General features: G+C 57.7%; 14 protein-coding genes. 1 reads left to right on the forward strand and 13 read right to left on the reverse strand.

Going from position 1 to position 15,849, the window contains the following annotated elements; all coding sequences use genetic code 11:
• Positions 1-64 precede the first annotated feature (64 nt).
• The 6 genes from O9H32_RS01980 to O9H32_RS02005 form a co-directional block, all read right to left on the reverse strand.
• Positions 65-1,192: an MBL fold metallo-hydrolase gene (locus O9H32_RS01980; RefSeq protein WP_269864045.1), complete on the reverse strand. Its 1,128-nt coding sequence runs from the start codon at positions 1,190-1,192 to the stop codon at positions 65-67.
• Between the two features lie 73 nt (positions 1,193-1,265).
• Positions 1,266-1,841: a sulfurtransferase TusA family protein gene (locus tag O9H32_RS01985; RefSeq protein WP_269864046.1), complete on the reverse strand. Its 576-nt coding sequence runs from the start codon at positions 1,839-1,841 to the stop codon at positions 1,266-1,268.
• Between the two features lie 29 nt (positions 1,842-1,870).
• The gene (locus O9H32_RS01990; RefSeq protein ID WP_269864047.1) at positions 1,871-2,350 is read right to left on the reverse strand and encodes a DsrE/DsrF/DrsH-like family protein; all 480 of its coding nucleotides are present in this window, start codon (positions 2,348-2,350) and stop codon (positions 1,871-1,873) included.
• A 28-nt stretch (positions 2,351-2,378) separates the two neighbouring features.
• Positions 2,379-2,606, reverse strand: a complete 228-nt coding sequence (locus O9H32_RS01995) for a sulfurtransferase TusA family protein (protein WP_269864313.1) — start codon at positions 2,604-2,606, stop codon at positions 2,379-2,381.
• 353 nt (positions 2,607-2,959) lie between these two features.
• On the reverse strand, positions 2,960-3,223 hold the full coding sequence (locus O9H32_RS02000; protein WP_269864048.1) for a metal-sensitive transcriptional regulator: 264 nt from the start codon (positions 3,221-3,223) through the stop codon (positions 2,960-2,962).
• 38 nt (positions 3,224-3,261) lie between these two features.
• Positions 3,262-3,642 carry a rhodanese-like domain-containing protein gene (locus O9H32_RS02005; RefSeq protein WP_269864049.1) on the reverse strand — a complete coding sequence of 127 codons (381 nt, stop codon included), beginning with the start codon at positions 3,640-3,642 and terminating at the stop codon, positions 3,262-3,264.
• Positions 3,643-3,937: 295 nt separating this feature from the next.
• Here O9H32_RS02005 and O9H32_RS02010 point away from each other — a divergent pair, with 295 nt between their 5' ends.
• Positions 3,938-4,939 (forward strand): copper amine oxidase N-terminal domain-containing protein, encoded by a 1,002-nt coding sequence (locus O9H32_RS02010; protein WP_269864050.1) that lies wholly within the window; start codon positions 3,938-3,940, stop codon positions 4,937-4,939.
• Between the two features lie 45 nt (positions 4,940-4,984).
• Here O9H32_RS02010 and O9H32_RS02015 read toward each other — a convergent pair whose 3' ends face one another.
• The 7 genes from O9H32_RS02015 to O9H32_RS02045 are packed head-to-tail and all read right to left on the reverse strand — an operon-like array spanning position 4,985 to position 15,838.
• Positions 4,985-5,665 (reverse strand): DUF4956 domain-containing protein, encoded by a 681-nt coding sequence (locus tag O9H32_RS02015; protein WP_269864051.1) that lies wholly within the window; start codon positions 5,663-5,665, stop codon positions 4,985-4,987.
• A gap of 19 nt (positions 5,666-5,684) precedes the next feature.
• Positions 5,685-6,392 carry a polyphosphate polymerase domain-containing protein gene (locus tag O9H32_RS02020; protein ID WP_269864052.1) on the reverse strand — a complete coding sequence of 236 codons (708 nt, stop codon included), beginning with the start codon at positions 6,390-6,392 and terminating at the stop codon, positions 5,685-5,687.
• A gap of 2 nt (positions 6,393-6,394) precedes the next feature.
• Complete coding sequence (gene pelG, locus O9H32_RS02025; protein WP_269864053.1) at positions 6,395-9,502, reverse strand: exopolysaccharide Pel transporter PelG; 3,108 nt, start codon at positions 9,500-9,502, stop codon at positions 6,395-6,397.
• A complete protein-coding gene (pelF, locus tag O9H32_RS02030) occupies positions 9,478-10,938 on the reverse strand; it encodes a GT4 family glycosyltransferase PelF (protein WP_269864054.1) in 1,461 nt (486 codons plus the stop codon). The genes pelG and pelF overlap by 25 nt, the downstream gene beginning before the upstream one ends.
• Positions 10,926-12,758: a DUF2194 domain-containing protein gene (locus O9H32_RS02035; protein WP_269864055.1), complete on the reverse strand. Its 1,833-nt coding sequence runs from the start codon at positions 12,756-12,758 to the stop codon at positions 10,926-10,928. Before O9H32_RS02035 ends, pelF begins: the two co-directional genes overlap by 13 nt.
• A complete protein-coding gene (locus O9H32_RS02040) occupies positions 12,733-13,659 on the reverse strand; it encodes a hypothetical protein (protein WP_269864056.1) in 927 nt (308 codons plus the stop codon). The genes O9H32_RS02035 and O9H32_RS02040 overlap by 26 nt, the downstream gene beginning before the upstream one ends.
• Positions 13,652-15,838 (reverse strand): NAD-dependent epimerase/dehydratase family protein, encoded by a 2,187-nt coding sequence (locus tag O9H32_RS02045; protein WP_269864057.1) that lies wholly within the window; start codon positions 15,836-15,838, stop codon positions 13,652-13,654. The genes O9H32_RS02040 and O9H32_RS02045 overlap by 8 nt, the downstream gene beginning before the upstream one ends.
• Positions 15,839-15,849: the final 11 nt, after the last annotated feature.

Below are 15,849 nucleotides of genomic sequence, written 5' to 3' on the forward strand. Positions count from 1 at the left end.
CAGCTGGTGAGGGAGGGCAAGCCTCGGCAAGGTGAACATCCCCCCACCTCTCCCCCAGCCGCCATCATCGTACCGCACACCGGTTAGGCCCGATCTCCATCTCCCGCTGCTCTGCCGCATCCGGCCTGAGCTTCCCCCTGTTCGTCTCGCGGATATCCAGGTAAGCATTCGGCTGCGGCGGCAGGTTCTCCGTGACCATTCGCCGGAATTCCGCCTCATCCTCGATGTTCAGCCCGTGGTTGCGTTCGAACAGCTCTCCGAGCCTTGCCGATACGCTTCCGTCCTCATGGAGCTCGTCCACGATCATGAAGTGGGCCGGCAGCACCATCAGCTCCGCAGACAGTTCCTTATACCGCTTGTACAAGGACTCTCTCAGATCGCCCGCCCAGTCCTCCGCCACCCCGGCGAGGTCCGGTCTTCCGATCGAATCGATGAAGAGGATGTCACCGGAGAGCAGGAACCTCCCGTCCACAATGAACGAGGTCGATCCGATCGTATGTCCCGGCGTATGCAGCGCATGAATCGCGATCGATGTCTCCCCGATGGCCAGGTTCTGCCCGTCATCCAGCGGACGATAGGCGAACTCGGCTTCCTCCGCATCCTTTGGGGGCAGCCAATAGGAAGCGCCGGCCTGTTCCGCGATCGTCCGGCCGCCGGAGATATGGTCGGCATGCAGGTGCGTATCGAATACATGCGTAATCTTGGCACCGTGGGCTTGGGCAAAGTCCGTATACACCTCGGTCATCCGTGCAGCATCAATTACTGCCGCTTCCCCGCCGGAGACGATCATGTAGGACAAGCAGCCCTTGCCTATCCGCACGAATTGATACAACTCGCCCCCGCCGCTGAGCTCCCCTATCTTGACCGGCCTCAGATGCTCGCTCCAGGCTTTCATGCCGCCTTTCAGGTAGGCTGCAGCGAAGCCCGCATCCGACAGCATCTCGGCTACCATCACCGACGAGCCTTCCTTGGCGCACACCACCAGAATTTCTTCGCCTGCCGGAAGCTGGGGTACAATCCCCTCGACCCCATCCAGCAGATCGAAGTACGGGACATGGAGGTAACGGAAGTGCTTCCCTTCGATCTTCCAATCGGCGAAGTCGGTGGCATTGCGGACATCCAGTACGAACAGCTCTTCCCGGCCGATCACTTTGGCTGCGGCTTCTTGCGTTGTCATGGCTCTTACTGCCATTCTATATACCCCCAGGAGTATTATTTTGGTCAAAAAAATAGGCTGTACCGTACGCTGCACCCTATGCTGCATCTCAGGACTGCGCTGCGTTAACCTGCTCCCCGGGCCACTCGCTCATGCCTGGCACCACATTGATCACCTGCGTGAACCCGGCTGCAGTCAATTGCTGCGCGGCCAGATCGCTCCGGCTGCCTGTACGGCAGACCACGTAGAGGGGATGCTCCCGGTTCAGTTCCCCGAGACGGGCTTCCAGCTCGCCGAGCGGGATCGACAGGGCACCTGGGATATGGCCGAAGCAGTATTCCGCCGACTCGCGGACATCGAGCACGGCCAGCGGTTCGCCAGCCCCCAGCATCGAGACGAGCTGTTCATTCGAAGCCACATGAGGGTGCCTCTTCTCCGGGAGACCTGCACCGCGGGATTTGCGAAGATAGTGCTTCAGTGTACCTCCCTCTTCCACGGTGCCCAGATACTGGTGTCCCGCACTTTCCGACCAAGCCCTGATATCCGCCGTCGATCCCTTGTCCGTCGCCTGCACTTCCATTACGCTGCCTGGGTGCAGGTCATTCATCGCCTTCTTAGTCCGGACAATCGGCATCGGGCAGGCGAGTCCCTTGGCATCCACCACGGCATTTGCTTTGATTATCATGTTGTTGCACTCCCTTCCTGAACCTTTCATTAGATGAACAAGTTCACGTTCCCGTTCTCGGCATCACCCAGATACGCGGCCACTCCCGCATACTCCAGCCCGTCCAGGAGTTCTTCCTCCTGAAGGCCGAGCAGGTCCATGGTCATCGTGCAGGCCACCAGCTTCACCCCCTGCTCCTGCGCCAGTCCGATCAGGTCCGGCAGCGGCATCGCGTTATGCTTTTGGATGACATGCTTGATCATCTGGTGGCCCATACCGGCGAAGTTCATCCGGGACAGTCCCATCCGGTCTGCGCCGCGCGGCATCATCCTGGCGAACATCCGCTCCAGGAATCCCTTCTTTACGGGTACGGGATGTTCCTTGCGGAAAGCATTGAGACCCCAGAAGGTGGAGAAGATCGTCACCTCGTGGTCGTAAGCGGCAGCGCCGTTAGCAATAATGAAAGCGGCCATCGCTTTATCGTAATCTCCGCTGAACAGGATAATCGTTGTTTTTTTCTTGTCGGTCATGATGTTCTCTCCTTGAAGTTCGAATGATTCAACCTTTTTGAATCCAAAATTTCAGGATGCCGTCTTCCTCCCGGTCTTGCAGCAGTTCATGTCCTCCGGACTTGGCCCAGGCGGCCAGATCGTTTTTGGCTCCTTTATCCGTGGCATGAATCTCCAGCACCTGTCCCGGGACCAGCTCTCCCATCGCTTTTTTGGTTCTGACGATCGGCATCGGACATGCTAAGCCTTTGGCGTCTACGAGTTTATCCGCATTCATCATTTGTGTATTCCTCCGTTTGTTGTTTGACAATGTATATTCAAGGCATTAGTTACCCATACCCCTATGGGTATACTAAAGGCAGACGCAGGGCTTGTCAATCCCCCGCGGCGGGGCATCCCTCAACTTGGAGACCCGGCCGCTCCCTGTGCCCAAGCCCTCCCCCCGCTGAAGGGCGGCCGGCAACAGATCCTGCTGCTGAATCCCTTTGACTGCGCGTTTGCTTCTCATCGGCGTTGCCGCCATACCTCACCGTCATATAGCAGAACAAGAGCCTGCATCATGACCGCCATCTTCCCAGATGCTTCCACGACGAGACTCCTTATTTTTACATAGTTGACGGGGGTGGTCTCTTATCTGCTCTTGATGAGCAGTTCAACGGCGTCGTGCACCATTTTCCCTGTGTCGTTCCCTTTTTCTTTCTCCTCGAGAATGCATTGCTCCAGATTAACCGCCACAATATAGGCCATGGCCTTGTCAGCCGCGCTGCGTACGGCCGAGAGCTGGGCTACGACATCCTTGCAGTCTTTGCCTTCTTCCATCATTTTGAGGACTCCCCGGATCTGTCCTTCCATCCTTTTGAGACGCTGGCGTACTTTATCGTCATAGGTGTGCATAGGCTGTGAACTTCCTCTCTTATACTCCTGCAGGTATATTATGTCCGATAACAAGGAGAAGGACAAGGACAAGCTCTGCTTCGCAGCGCATACAGTTCGCCGAATCCGTGCTTCTTCAGCACGCGGGCTGCCTTGATGCTCTTGCGCCGGCTGTCCGACAGGATCAGAACCGGCTCGCTGGACTTCAGCTCCTTATGCCAGACATACGGCAGACGGCCTAAGGAAATGTTCACCGCTCCGGATACGGGATTCTCCCGGTAATCCGATGCATCCCGGATATCGACCATCTTCAGGGTGGCGGCATAGGAAGGCATTCGGCGCATGGCCTCTTCATCCACGAATGCCAGCCCTCTCACCGGCATCCAGCTTCTCACCGCCCCCCAGATACAGATTACGAGCAGTGCGATCAGGATTGACATGATTCATCCTCCTAAGGCATCCCAGACAAGACCTGAGGATCTTGTTTGCGAGAGGCAAGTAGTATGGTAGGCGGCATCGTCCCTCGGTTACGCATACCCCTACAGGTATACTAAACCGCGAAGCCTTCATTGTCAACGCTTCACGCTTCTCATCTCCCCTTTACGTTTACATCCGTTCCAGTTTTTAGGCAGGGGCGCTCATTTTTTCGGGGATGTGGTATAATGGACGAACGTTTTACTCTCATAATAACCGATCCATAATACAACCAGACCTGCTGCCTAAAGGATGATACTCTTGCATTTACGCCAACTCACGATCCCGGTGCTCGCCGCCAGCCTGCTGCTGCTTGGGCTGCCTGCTTCCACCTATTCCGAAACCGGCTCCCTCACGGAGACCGTCCAATTCCCTCCAGCCGCGGCAGGGCTAGACGAACCACTCACGGTCTATCTCCGCGGAGCGGAATCGTTCCGAATCGCCTGGAGGCTGGGCGTCACGGACGCGTCCGGTCTGTATACAGCGGCGGACAGCACCGCCTATTATACCAGCGGCGGACAGCGCACCGCGGTCCTGCCGTCGGGGGCCCAGGTGCCAGTTCCCGCCAACCCGCCAGCCGCTGCTCCTGCCGTACCTTCCGATTCCGGCATGACGTTCAGCTTTCCTTCCGGATATCTGGCCTATAGGGACCATACCGGCTTGTCCTGGAGCTATGCGCTTCCCTCCGGCCGGACCGTCCGGCAGGAGAGCGTACAGGCGGACGGGGCCGGCCATGTATATTTCCAGGATGACGCCGGGGGCTGGTACTCTCTGGACCGCCTCGGACAGGAGAGGTATGTGCTGCTGGGCGGAGCAAGTCTGCGCGATACCAAGTGCCGTGTCGCCCCGTCCGGCGATGCCTTCTGCGCGTCTGCCCGTCTCGGGCTCTTCGGCATCCGCCCCCTAACACAAAATCCCCGCCTTCTCATCGATGGCAGGGAACAGTTCTATGCGGTAGCTCCGGAAGTGCGCAGCGGCGTGACGCTCGTTCCCCTGCGCGCGGTCTTCGAAGCGCTGCAGGCGAACGTTACGTGGCATGGGGAGAGCCGCACCATAGAGGCGGTTAAGGGGAACCGCCGGGTGATCTTGACGATCGGCAGTCCGCAGGCTTCCGTCAACGGGAAGGCCGCCGGGCTGGAGCAGCCGCCGGTGATCGAGAACGGTACGACGCTTGTTCCGCTCCGGTTCGTCAGCGAAGCGCTCGGCTCCCAGGTCATCTGGGAAGCGGCGACACGGACCATTCAGATTGTGAGTCTGCGATGATCATATCCACCTTATGTTAACCCGGTGATTCGTTACCGGGTTATTTTATTGCGCGTAATCGCCGGTATAATTGATCAGGGCAACGTCCTGTACGCCATCCAGACCGGCCAGCTCGCCTACGAACGCCGTGTTGTCGTCCTTCAGCCGCAGTTCCAGCGTCAATTCCGTGAAGTCTTTGCGCACGGTCTTGCTCTTCACCTGGTAAGCGATTTTGCGCAGAGCGGTTTTCACCTCTACAGCCGCTTGGTCGTTGTGGCGGATGATGAGGAGGTAAGGCTGCTCCCTGACTTTGCGGGAGGACAACCAGATGAGCACCAAGCCTACGCCAATCGAACCTAGCAGCGCGATGGGATACATCTTCGCGCCGGTCGCGATCCCCGCCGCTACAGCCCAGAACATATAGATAATGTCGAGCGGGTCTTTCACCGCGGTCCGGAAGCGCACGATGCTCAGAGCGCCGACCATCCCCAGCGAGAGAACGATGTTCGAGGAGATCGTCATGATCACAATCGTCGTCACCATCGTCATCAGCACGAAGGACACATTGTAATTGTAGCTGTATACCACCCCGCGGAACGTCCTGCGGTAGATATAGAAGATGAAGAAGCCGATGCCGAAGGAGATCAGCAGGCCGAGCAGGATATCGATATAAGATACGCTCCGGAACGCATCCACATGCAGCAGGCTTTTTTTGATGACATCTTGGAAATTGAGCGTATCGCCCATCTTCAGTTCCCCTTTGTACTTATAATTTGAAGTGACGCATGCCCGTCTCCCGGCAGATCACGTATTTCGATATCGCGGACCGCTGGTGCGCTTGAGGCTGCACGAGCACGCGGACCAGCTCCGGCAGGAACGCATTGAATTTGATCTCCATGATCGTCCTCGCCGCATCCAGCCCCTCGAGCAGGACCAGCCCTTCATCGAACATATCGTACGTGTTAATCCCGGCAGACAGCTTCTTGTCGAAGGTAATCCGCACATCGCTGGGTCCGTAGACATAAGCTTCCCGCTCATAATCCACGATGGCTGCCGGACGGAAGCCCCGTCCGAGCGCTTGATAGAAATCCTGCAGCAGCGCATCTTCCGCGTCCCGCAAGCAGGAAGCATCGCCCGCCAGGATGCGGTCGTACTGCGCTCTCTCCAGTCCGGCTGCTTCCTTGCAGACGTAGTCCCCGTACTTGCTCTTGCGCTCCAGCTTGATCGTCTTGTCGCTGCCGTCGTAGATCCGTATCCGGTACTTCTCGCGGCCGAAGACGCCGTTCACTTTGTCGTAGAGGGAATGGTCCTGCGGCCCGTCGAAGTACAGGCTGCGGATTCCATAGCCGTCCGGACTCCCGGAGTGGCCGTCGAGGCTTAGTACCCCCGACAGCCGGGTCCGCAGGGCGCTGTACTCGTGCGGGTGGATGTAGTATTTAAATTCATGCCGCAGGTGCTTTCCTTGAAAGTTCATCGCTACTCCACCTTCGCTTCTTTAACCCCGTTATAAGCCGTACCCTCTGTATCAAAATAAATATCAAACGGAATCTGCTCATGGCCGTGGCCGTCATGAATGACGACTTTCCAGTAGTAGGTTCCCGGTTCGATCCCGCCCACCGAGATCCGGCTTTCCTTCAAGCCCTTTTGTTCCTTCACGACTTGGGTGAAGGCGGGGTCGGCCGCCAGCGTCCAGTCATAGGTAAGGTCATCGCCCTGCAGATCAAATGACGGTTCCCATACAAAGACCCGCTGTCCCTTCTCGCTCGCAACCTCTCCCAAGAAGACCGGCTTCGGCTTCTCCAGGTCCGCCTTGAACCGTTCCATGGAGCGCAGCGGCACATCCGCGATCCGAGTGATCTCTTCTTCCGCCTGCTCGAGACGGATCGGCAGGAAGTTCTTGTCCGGCCCCTTTTGCATGAACGGCAGGGTGATCTTCCGGTAGTCTTCGATCTTCTTGCCGACCGTCTCCTTATTGAAGAGACCGTACAGCTCGTCCATCTTGTCCTTCAAGAGACGCACGTGCTCCTCGCTGCGGAAGTACCGGTTATGCAGCACGCTGCTCCAATAGTTGCTGATCCCGCTCCCGTACATTGCCGTACGGTCGACATTCCGGTAATGCTCCCACTCCCAGGCTCCGTCGTAATCCCAAGGAATGAAATACCACTTCTGCGAATTCAGCGGCGAATAGAGCAGGAAGTTGTGCGCTTCCGTATCCATGTTGTCCATGAGCAGGTTCGCGGCAAGCCAGGTAAGATAGTTCTCCCGGTCAAAATGCTTCTCGATGACTTCATCGATAGGAATCGCCATGTTGTTGACGTCATCGAGCATCGCAAGCAGCTTCGAATGGTCGTCGCTGCCCTTGATTTCAAGCTGCTGCTCAAAGAGCTGCTTGTTGTAAGCCGGATCGGTGGCAAGCTTCAGCGTCTCCGGGCTGCGCCGGAACTCGAACATGCTCGCTTTGTACAGCTGCCCGCCCGGATCAAGCCAGTGATTCTTCAGGAACAATTCGCCCGGCTGCTCGACGTGGGTGTATAACCCATAATCCTGGAAGCCCTTGGACGCTGCGCCTGAGGACAAATCCTTAACGTAGACGTGGGTGAACTGGGTCCGCAGGCTTGCCATATTCGGCAGCGTTTCGAGCAGGTCGAAACTCAGCTTGTTGCGGAACCTCACCGTATCGTACGGATGCTTGTTGAGATTCAGAATGCGCTGGTCATGCCACAGCCCCGCCTGGTCGTCCAAGCGGATTTTGTAGGAGCGCTGGGACTCGTAGCGGCTCGTATTGCCCCGCAGACTGATCTTCGCATTCGCTTCTGTCGTGCCGTAGCCGAACATCCCCGTCTGCGGCCCCTTCCCGTCCGGTCCGCCCTCCTGCAGCAGGACGCGCAAGGTGCCCTCCTCCATGGAGCTCTGGATCCGGTTCAGGGAGTACCAATTCAGCGAACGGTCTGCCGGCTTCGAGGAGCCAGGCATCACGGTCACATACAGATTGGCCACGGACAGATCGTCATCCCGTTCATACAGGTGCTTGTCTTCGCTGAGCGGCTCCGTCCCCGAAGCCGGCGCCGGCGCGGCGGCCGGCGATGACGCTGACGGTTCGGCCTCCGAGCTGCAGGCCGTCGTGCCCAGCAGCAAGACGAGCAGCAGCAGCGAAGCCATCACGGCCTTGAGCTTCCAAGCCTTGCGCGGCGCGGCTGACATGCCGGATACCAAGGGTTGTGCGCTGAACGTATGATAATCAATGTTCCGCACGTAATTCATTAACCGGGCCAGCGCCGCGGCCAGCGTAACGAACGAGGCGAGGAACATGCCGAAGCCGTGATTGCCGGCGCTCATGGTCCAGTAGGTGAGCGTTGCATTCAATCCAATGAATAAGCTGCTGATAACAAGGACTCCTTTGCGGTCATCATAGTAAAGCATGATCAGCATCACGATGAAGGCGATAATGAAGGCGTAATAACCCAGCACGAGAAGCAGGAATATATCGAGCTGCGCCATGGAGAAACCGATCAGCGGCAGCAGCTTGAAGCCCAGGGCCACCGACACGACGGTAAAGAGCAGTTGGACCTCCATCATGAAGCCGATCTCGCGCACCAGCGTCCGCTGCATGCTGATCTTGGCATTCTTGATCTCCTGCAGGGTACCGCCGTGAAGAACGCTCATATAATACTCACGGTATTTCTCGTAGAACGACGTTTCTACCGAGACCACGAAGGTGACCAGCGTAGGAACGACGGTCAGATAGGCATAGAACACCGGCAGGTCGTACAAGGGGGAGATCAGGAACTTCTCCGCCACCCGTGCCTGGTAGGGACCCAGCCAATAGACCATGCTGTGAATGTACACCCCGGCATAGAAGAAGGTACCGATCAGGAACAAGGACGGGTATTTGCGGAAATAGGACAGGAACTCGAACGACAGCCGGCTGCCTCCCCGGGGAAAGATCTGTTGAAAATGGACTGCGGACAGCAGCACCATCACCAAGAATCCGGCGTCGGCCATCAGGAGGGCCGCTGTGGCTCCCTTAAACGGGGTAAATCCAAGCACCAGCCAAGCCCCGGCCAGCGCCGCCGCGGTGCCGAACAGGAAGCTGCGTACAATGCGGCGGTAATCCTTAAGGGCGGTCAAGTAGACGGATTGCACCCAGATGACGCTGAGCAGGGAGAACAGCAGATAGGCCGCAAGCTTATACCCGTCGCCCACCGGCAGATCCCGAAGAAACAGCAAGGCGGCCAAGGATCCGGCAGGCAGTGCGACAGCTGCCGCGCCATAGGAGGAAGACAGCAGCGCATCGTATCGTTTGGCGAAGATGAGATCCGCTATATACCGGTTCAGGAGCATGGTCAATCCGCCCGTGAGCAGCACCGAGAAGACGAAGCCATACACCATCGTCGTCATGAACAGTTCCTTCTCGAGGAAGGATGCGCCGTTCCAGGACATCAGCTTCTGCATGGCTACCAGCAAGAACATGCAGAGCATCATGGGACCGATGGTCGTCAGCGTCGAGAAGACATAGGCTTTGGAGCTGTGAGCCAGCCCTTGTTCGCGAAACAGTTTCTTTAGTTCAAAGCCGACGCCGGCCATGCCCGCACCTCCTCATATGAAGCATACAGATCCCGGTAGCCATGAATGAATTGCTCCCGGGTATACAGGGTGCCCGCGCGGTTCAGCGCATTGCGTCCCATGGTCTCCCGCAGACTGCGGCTGCGGCCCAGACGCACCATCGCCGAAGCGAGCAGATCATAGTGCATGACCGGCACGACCGCACCCGCCGGTCCGAATCCGTCATCGGCCAGCAGCAGTTCGCGGCAGCTGCCGACGTCGGTCGTGATGCACGCTCTGGCCGAAGCCATGCCTTCGAGCACCGCCAGAGGCATGCCTTCGCTGATTGAGGAGAGGAGCAGCAGATCCATCCGGCCCAAGTACGTCTTGATCTGGACCTCTCCTGTGAAGATCACATCGGTTACTCCCAGGCTGTCCACCAGCTGAAGGCACTCGTGGTAATATTCTTCGTCCTCTTCCTGAGGCCCCATGATGTACAGCTCCGCTTGAGACAGCTCCCGTTTGACCAGAGCAAACGCCTGGATCATCGTCTTGATATCCTTGATCGGCACCACGCGCACGATAGCTCCGATCCGCAGCCTTCCATCCTCTGCCGGCTCCGTACGGGCGATCTCCGCATAGTCCTCAATACTGACGCCATTCGGGATGATCCGGATCTTCTCCGGGTCGCAGCCGAGCTCGATCTCGATCTCCTTGTTCCGCGTGAAGAGCGTAATCACCTCATCGGCATGCGCATACGTACAGCCGGAGAGCTGGTAGAAGTACTCGATCCACAGATCCTTGAAATACCCTTTGACCCAATCTGACTTGATGATCTCCTCCTCCCGTTCCCGGGAGTAGATCCCATGCTCGGTCAAGAGAAACGGCCGGCCGTACAGATGCTTCGCCAGAGACCCGATCATTCCGGCATACCCTGTGGATACGCTGTGGTATACATCCGCTTCCGGAATGTCATGCCGCAGCGCCAGGAACAAGGGGAGAATCATCGAGCGGACGGTCCAGAACAATTCGGTGAACGGAATCTGGGCATACTTGTCTTGAGCCAGCTCCACCAGCACATCGAAGTAATCCTTGCTCATCAGAAAGTCGGCGGCCGAGCGGAACTTCGAGGAGCGGAGCAGATCGAAGATCCCCGGCCAATCGGTCCGCAGATCTCCGCTGAGCAGCGAGAGAAGCGCCGCTTTCTGCTCCGCGTTCATCCGGTACCGGTGGCCGGACTCGCCGGTTTCCTCCAGATAAGCGTCAAGGAAGATCTCTTGGACCTGCACGACATTGGGCGGCAGCGTATATTTGAACTGACCCTGCTGCCTGCTCTGGGCGCCGATGCAGAAGATGACGAACTCGTGCTCCGGCATGTTGGTGATCAGCGAGTGAATCCAGCTGGATACCCCGCCGGTCACATAGGGGTACGAGCCCTCGGCGATTATACATATGCGCATCTCGTTCAGTTCCCCCATTCGATATGAAAGTCGGCAGCCTGCGCGTTGACCAGATATGTGTCTTCATCGATTCTGCGTACTTCGCATCCGCTCAGCTTTCCGATGGTCCGCTCTGTCCTGAGAATGAAGTAGGCTTCTTGGCGGAAAGGGGCGATCGTCCCGCTGAGCCCTTCTGCCCCGCGTGTCCATCCGACACGGCTGGTCAGCACGTTCTTCATATCTACGGCAGCTTCCGATGCCGTCATGGAGCGCAGCCACGGATGGGTCATCTTCACCCGGGCGAGCATCTCCGTGAACCGTTCGTAGAGCTGATCCCATGTCAGGTTATCGCTCCGCTCGGCATCCAGCAGGTCGTCGGGGTGAATGAAGTGGGAGAAGATGCCAAGCGAGGTCACCGCATTGGCCTCCGCCCAGCGGTCGAAAGCTCTCGGGAAGTAACCCGATGTAACCCGCGGCATCTCCAGAACGCCGTCCTCGGCGATCTCATATTCCTGGACATACGCTTTCCCGGAAGCATCCTCGCCGTACAAACTTGCGATGACGGCTAAGTCCGGCCATGCGCTCTTCAACGCTGCCCTTCCTTCCGGGCTGAGCACGTTGGACGGCGGCACATACGTGTGCATCGTATATTTGGGGAATGCGGTACCCGCGAACCGGAGGGCTTCTTCGATGGAAGCGCTCATGTCCCCTGTCGTATTCCATGGCTTATAGCCGTACTCCGCTGCAATCTCGGGACTGCGCTGCAGGGACTGATGATTGAAGCCGTGAAGGCCGAGTTCCCCGCCGCTCTTGATCACCTCGCGGCCGAAGGAGATCAGCCCCTTGCCGTCTTCGTCCACCGGGGAGCGGAAAGGCGCCGTAACCCGGTCGTTATAAGATTGGATCAGGACGGCGGTCAGCTTCGTGTCGTACATCCGGGCAGCCTTCAGAATATCCGGCCACCAGATCTCCTTCATGAACGACGGGATGTCCCGCCGGTACTTCTCATAGATTCCCGGGTTGGTGCCCTTCGGGATCGGTGCCGGAAAATCATCCAGGTACATCACCTTCGAGTTGAATACCGGATAGATGAAATCCGGCTGGAGCAGACTCAGGGAGCCCGTCAGCAGGCCGCGGTTGATTTTCTCCTGCAGCATGAGCCCGTTGAACACCATGAACTTGCCCTTGCCGTAAGGGTGCTCCCATAACAGCGGCACGCCTTCCGCGCTCTCCGCCAGAATCCGGCTCTTCCCGTCAAGCTCCAAGGCGCGGGCCGGATTACGCATGAATTCGTCGTCGATGGAGAGTCCTTGTTCGCCGATCAGGACATTCGAAGTGAGCACGATCCCCTGCACTTCCGCCGTTTCTCCGGTATTCACAATGCCGAGCTTGCGGTACAGCCGGAAGAAGACGTCGCTTTCTTCGGGCATGGAGGTGAAGAAGACCGATCCTCCCCCCTCCACATAGCTGGCCAGTGTATCCACGTCAGCCAAGAGCGTCAAATCGCTGGTCGTCACGAGAGCAGCCGAACAGCCTTGAGGCTGGAATTGGGCGGCATGGGCATCCTGGGACTTCCAGGGCTTCTTCATGCTTTGGAGCACATGCTCCAACTGGGCCCTGACTTTGGTGCTCTGTCCATCCTCGCTGTCAAAAGCAATACAGTAAGGAAGCTCGGGGGTACCCAGCGGCCCCGTCTCCGGGAGTGCTGCGGGCTGCATAATCTGCGCGGATACTTTCCCGTTCTGGGTGAATTGAAGCATATACGGAGACTGGGCCACCTGGAGAGCGAGCGCCAGCAGAAGAATAAAGGCAAGAATGAGATAGACGCTGCGCTTAAGTCGCACTTTTGAATCCGGCATCGGAACCTCCTTCCGCCCAAAAACGAACTACTCCGAGCGCCCTGCTCGTCAAACGGACAGGCGAACGCTTCAGTTCTTCCAGAGCTGACTTTAGTTGATCCATGGAACGCATCGTAAAATACACTTTAATCAAAGCAAGATAGGCTTCTTCATCGCGCGGAAAGCTCGTTATGAACAACCGTGCGGTATGCTCGGCCGTCTCGTATTGGCGGAGCTCCAAATCGGTGTTCACCTTCTCGCCGTAGGCTTCATACGCATCGGACGACAGCTCGAGCAGTTCTCCCAGCACCCGGGTATACGTATGCTTGTATTTGAGCAGGGTCCGCTCGTCGAGGAGGCCGCTCCGCATATAGTTCCTGAGAACATCGGCGTACGAGCGGAGCAGATGGGCATCCCCCTTATTCCGCTCATACTGTACCGACAGCTTCTGCAGGGACAGGGTCAGCTTCCGTTTGATTTCCATGATGGCACTGACCGCGTAGTGGGAGGTCTCCGTATCTTCATTGCCTACGGCCATGCGAAGCACTTCCAAATATTCCAGGGAATCCTGCTTGAGAAGATCGATGACGATTCTCCTCCGGGTCGTCGTGTCATTAACCAGCAGCGCTTCCTCGAGCGGGATCACGTTGATCTCCTTGACGGCCTCCGGCTTGTAAATGACTGTAGGGGAAGGGGCCTCCGAGTGAATCCGGTCCAGAGTGGCCATGAATTCAGCCGATTGTTCTTCCCGTGCCCGCAGCTGACGACCGGCTGGCCAGAACAACGGCAGGAGAAAGCCCGCAATGGGCAAGCCAACCGCGAGCGCCAGCCGGATCAAGAATTCATTGCGGTCATGACGGTGGCGGATGGCCAGCACTAGGGTGCACATAAGGAGGTAGAGCAGCAGGCCCCACTCAAACATAGACAGGCTCCTCCCCCTCCGCGATGCGGATATTGGGGCGGCTGATCTCCAGCCGCTGCCGAACCAGAGCGGCATCCTGCGGGTTGGTATTGCTGAGCAGCACGAGCAGCTCCCCTGTCTCCCCAAGACCGAGATAGTCCGTCTCCCGCAGGGAGCGGGCGATCCCCTCCACCGCTTCGTCGGCGACCTCTTTCGCGGCGCCTACGTTCAGCAGTACATAGTGGATGCCGTGCTTTTCCTGGGCCAGCTTCTTGGCAGCGAGGATCTCGGCGAAGACCGCAGGACTCAGCACCGGGGTTCCATCCACGTAACGTTGACTGCTCGTAGCCTCCACATAAGTCAGGGCACGGGAGAGGGCTGACGAGACCATGTTCGTTACAATCTGGAACAAATTCTGGTGGTACAGGGTGAATTCCTCAAAATCCAAGCCGTACAAGCCCACGATAGCGGCTACTTCTCCGTTAATGAGAACAGGCGCGGCCATGAGGGGCAGCCCCTCGCGGAGCTCCTTGTTGATGAAGAGAGAGCGGTGCGTGAAGATCATCTGCACCAGATCGGAATCTTCCGCTTTCACGGACCTTGGCACCTCATCCCCGCCCAGCGACCGAGCGGCCAGACGCAGGTAGGTGCGCTGCGGATTGACGGTATAGATCGCCACCGTCCGGGTCTTCAGCAGCGATTCCATCACACTGATCGTCGAGGTGAAGATCGCTTCGGGTTCGAGACTCTCCAGATCCTTGATGATGGAATAGATTTTGCCGAAGGAGTCGCTGTTGCTGCGGATCTGGTGCTGCAGCTCGTCCTTGATCTCCCGGGTTTCGTTGTACACTTCCGATAGAAACTCGAGCTTCTCCTCGGCACGCCGGAGCTGCCGCTTCTTCTCATCCATAGCATCGCTCTTGCGTTCGGTCGAGTAGCCGACGACCAGTCCCACGAACACATAGACGGCCACTTGGAAGAAGAAATCCGTATCATAGAGGAGGGATACCACTTCTCTGCCGCTGCCGAGCTGCCCGTACATATACAGCACAACCGACAGGGCGACGGACACCATCGATTGGCGTGTGCCATAGATAATGCCGAACACGATAATATAGACCATTCCAAAATCGATTACGCTGTAAAGCTCCGCTACCGGCGATAAGACCAGCCATGCAGTCAAGGCAAAGGCAGCCAGATTCTCGGCATAGGGCAGAAGCTTCCGGAGCAGCGGCGCCGTGCTCGACGGTTCGACCGATCCCACGGCTGACGGCCCCTGGGAGGCCGGCTTGTGATGCAGGAACCAGTCATACGTCTGCTGCAGCCCCTCCTCCAGCGTGTATTTGGGTACCCAGTCCAGAGCGCGGGCCAACCGGGTATTGTCAAGCGCTGAGCGCTGTACATCGCCGGTCCGGGGTTCACGGTAGACCGCCTCCGCACTCCCGTGCAGGCTGCGGATAGAGCCGATCAGGTCGTTGACACTGCTCTGCTTCCCGGTGGACAGGTTGTATACTCCCTGCAGGTCCGTAAGAGAGGCCCGGTAGATGGCACTCGCCACATCCTCCACATAGATGAAATCCCGGGTCTGGCTCCCGCTGCCGTTCACCGTGAGCTCCTTGCCCTCCAAAGCGGCGTTCATGAAGATGGAGACGACTCCCCCCTCTCCCGCGCTGCCCTGCCGGGGCCCGTATACATTGGAGATCCGGAGACTAAGCGTCTGAAGTCCGTACATGTCAGTCCATTTGTCACAATAGGTTTCGCCGACCCACTTGTTGAGGCCATAAGGCGTGATCGGGTCGCAAAGCTCCGACTCGGACAAGGGCAGCCGGCCGTTCATCCCGTATACCGCCGCTGTGGAAGCAAACATAAACTTGCCTGCGCCGTACTTGCGGGATAACGCCAGCATATTGGACAGCCCGAGCACGTTGGATTGGGTGTCCAGCCTGGGATTATCCAAGGATACGGCGGCGTCCGCCTGCGCGGCCAAGTGCACCACAAGATCAAACCGGTTGTTCCTGAATATCTCTTCGCACTTGCCGTCTTCCACCGACATGAGATAGGACTTGTGCTTGAACTCCACATTCCGCTTATCCCCGCTGGACAAATTGTCAATAATGGATACTTCGCAACCTTCTTGGAAAAACCGTTCTGCGACGAAGGAACCAATAAATCCATAGCCGCCTGTAATTAATACTCTCATAATGACCTCGC

The organism is Paenibacillus caseinilyticus (assembly GCF_027533645.1).
In the GTDB taxonomy this organism is placed as follows: domain Bacteria; phylum Bacillota; class Bacilli; order Paenibacillales; family NBRC-103111; genus Paenibacillus_G; species Paenibacillus_G caseinilyticus.

What these genes read in the sequence shown, in the direction of transcription:
- O9H32_RS01980 (WP_269864045.1), bottom strand. Translation starts at nt 1,192, where the DNA reads ATGGCAGTAAGAGCCATGACAACGCAAGAAGCCGCAGCCAAAGTGATC.
- O9H32_RS01985 (WP_269864046.1), bottom strand. Translation starts at nt 1,841, where the DNA reads ATGATAATCAAAGCAAATGCCGTGGTGGATGCCAAGGGACTCGCCTGC.
- O9H32_RS01990 (WP_269864047.1), bottom strand. Translation starts at nt 2,350, where the DNA reads ATGACCGACAAGAAAAAAACAACGATTATCCTGTTCAGCGGAGATTAC.
- O9H32_RS01995 (WP_269864313.1), bottom strand. Translation starts at nt 2,606, where the DNA reads ATGAATGCGGATAAACTCGTAGACGCCAAAGGCTTAGCATGTCCGATG.
- O9H32_RS02000 (WP_269864048.1), bottom strand. Translation starts at nt 3,223, where the DNA reads ATGCACACCTATGACGATAAAGTACGCCAGCGTCTCAAAAGGATGGAA.
- O9H32_RS02005 (WP_269864049.1), bottom strand. Translation starts at nt 3,642, where the DNA reads ATGTCAATCCTGATCGCACTGCTCGTAATCTGTATCTGGGGGGCGGTG.
- O9H32_RS02015 (WP_269864051.1), bottom strand. Translation starts at nt 5,665, where the DNA reads ATGGGCGATACGCTCAATTTCCAAGATGTCATCAAAAAAAGCCTGCTG.
- O9H32_RS02020 (WP_269864052.1), bottom strand. Translation starts at nt 6,392, where the DNA reads ATGAACTTTCAAGGAAAGCACCTGCGGCATGAATTTAAATACTACATC.
- pelG (WP_269864053.1), bottom strand. Translation starts at nt 9,502, where the DNA reads ATGGCCGGCGTCGGCTTTGAACTAAAGAAACTGTTTCGCGAACAAGGG.
- pelF (WP_269864054.1), bottom strand. Translation starts at nt 10,938, where the DNA reads ATGGGGGAACTGAACGAGATGCGCATATGTATAATCGCCGAGGGCTCG.
- O9H32_RS02035 (WP_269864055.1), bottom strand. Translation starts at nt 12,758, where the DNA reads ATGCCGGATTCAAAAGTGCGACTTAAGCGCAGCGTCTATCTCATTCTT.
- O9H32_RS02040 (WP_269864056.1), bottom strand. Translation starts at nt 13,659, where the DNA reads ATGTTTGAGTGGGGCCTGCTGCTCTACCTCCTTATGTGCACCCTAGTG.
- O9H32_RS02045 (WP_269864057.1), bottom strand. Translation starts at nt 15,838, where the DNA reads ATGAGAGTATTAATTACAGGCGGCTATGGATTTATTGGTTCCTTCGTC.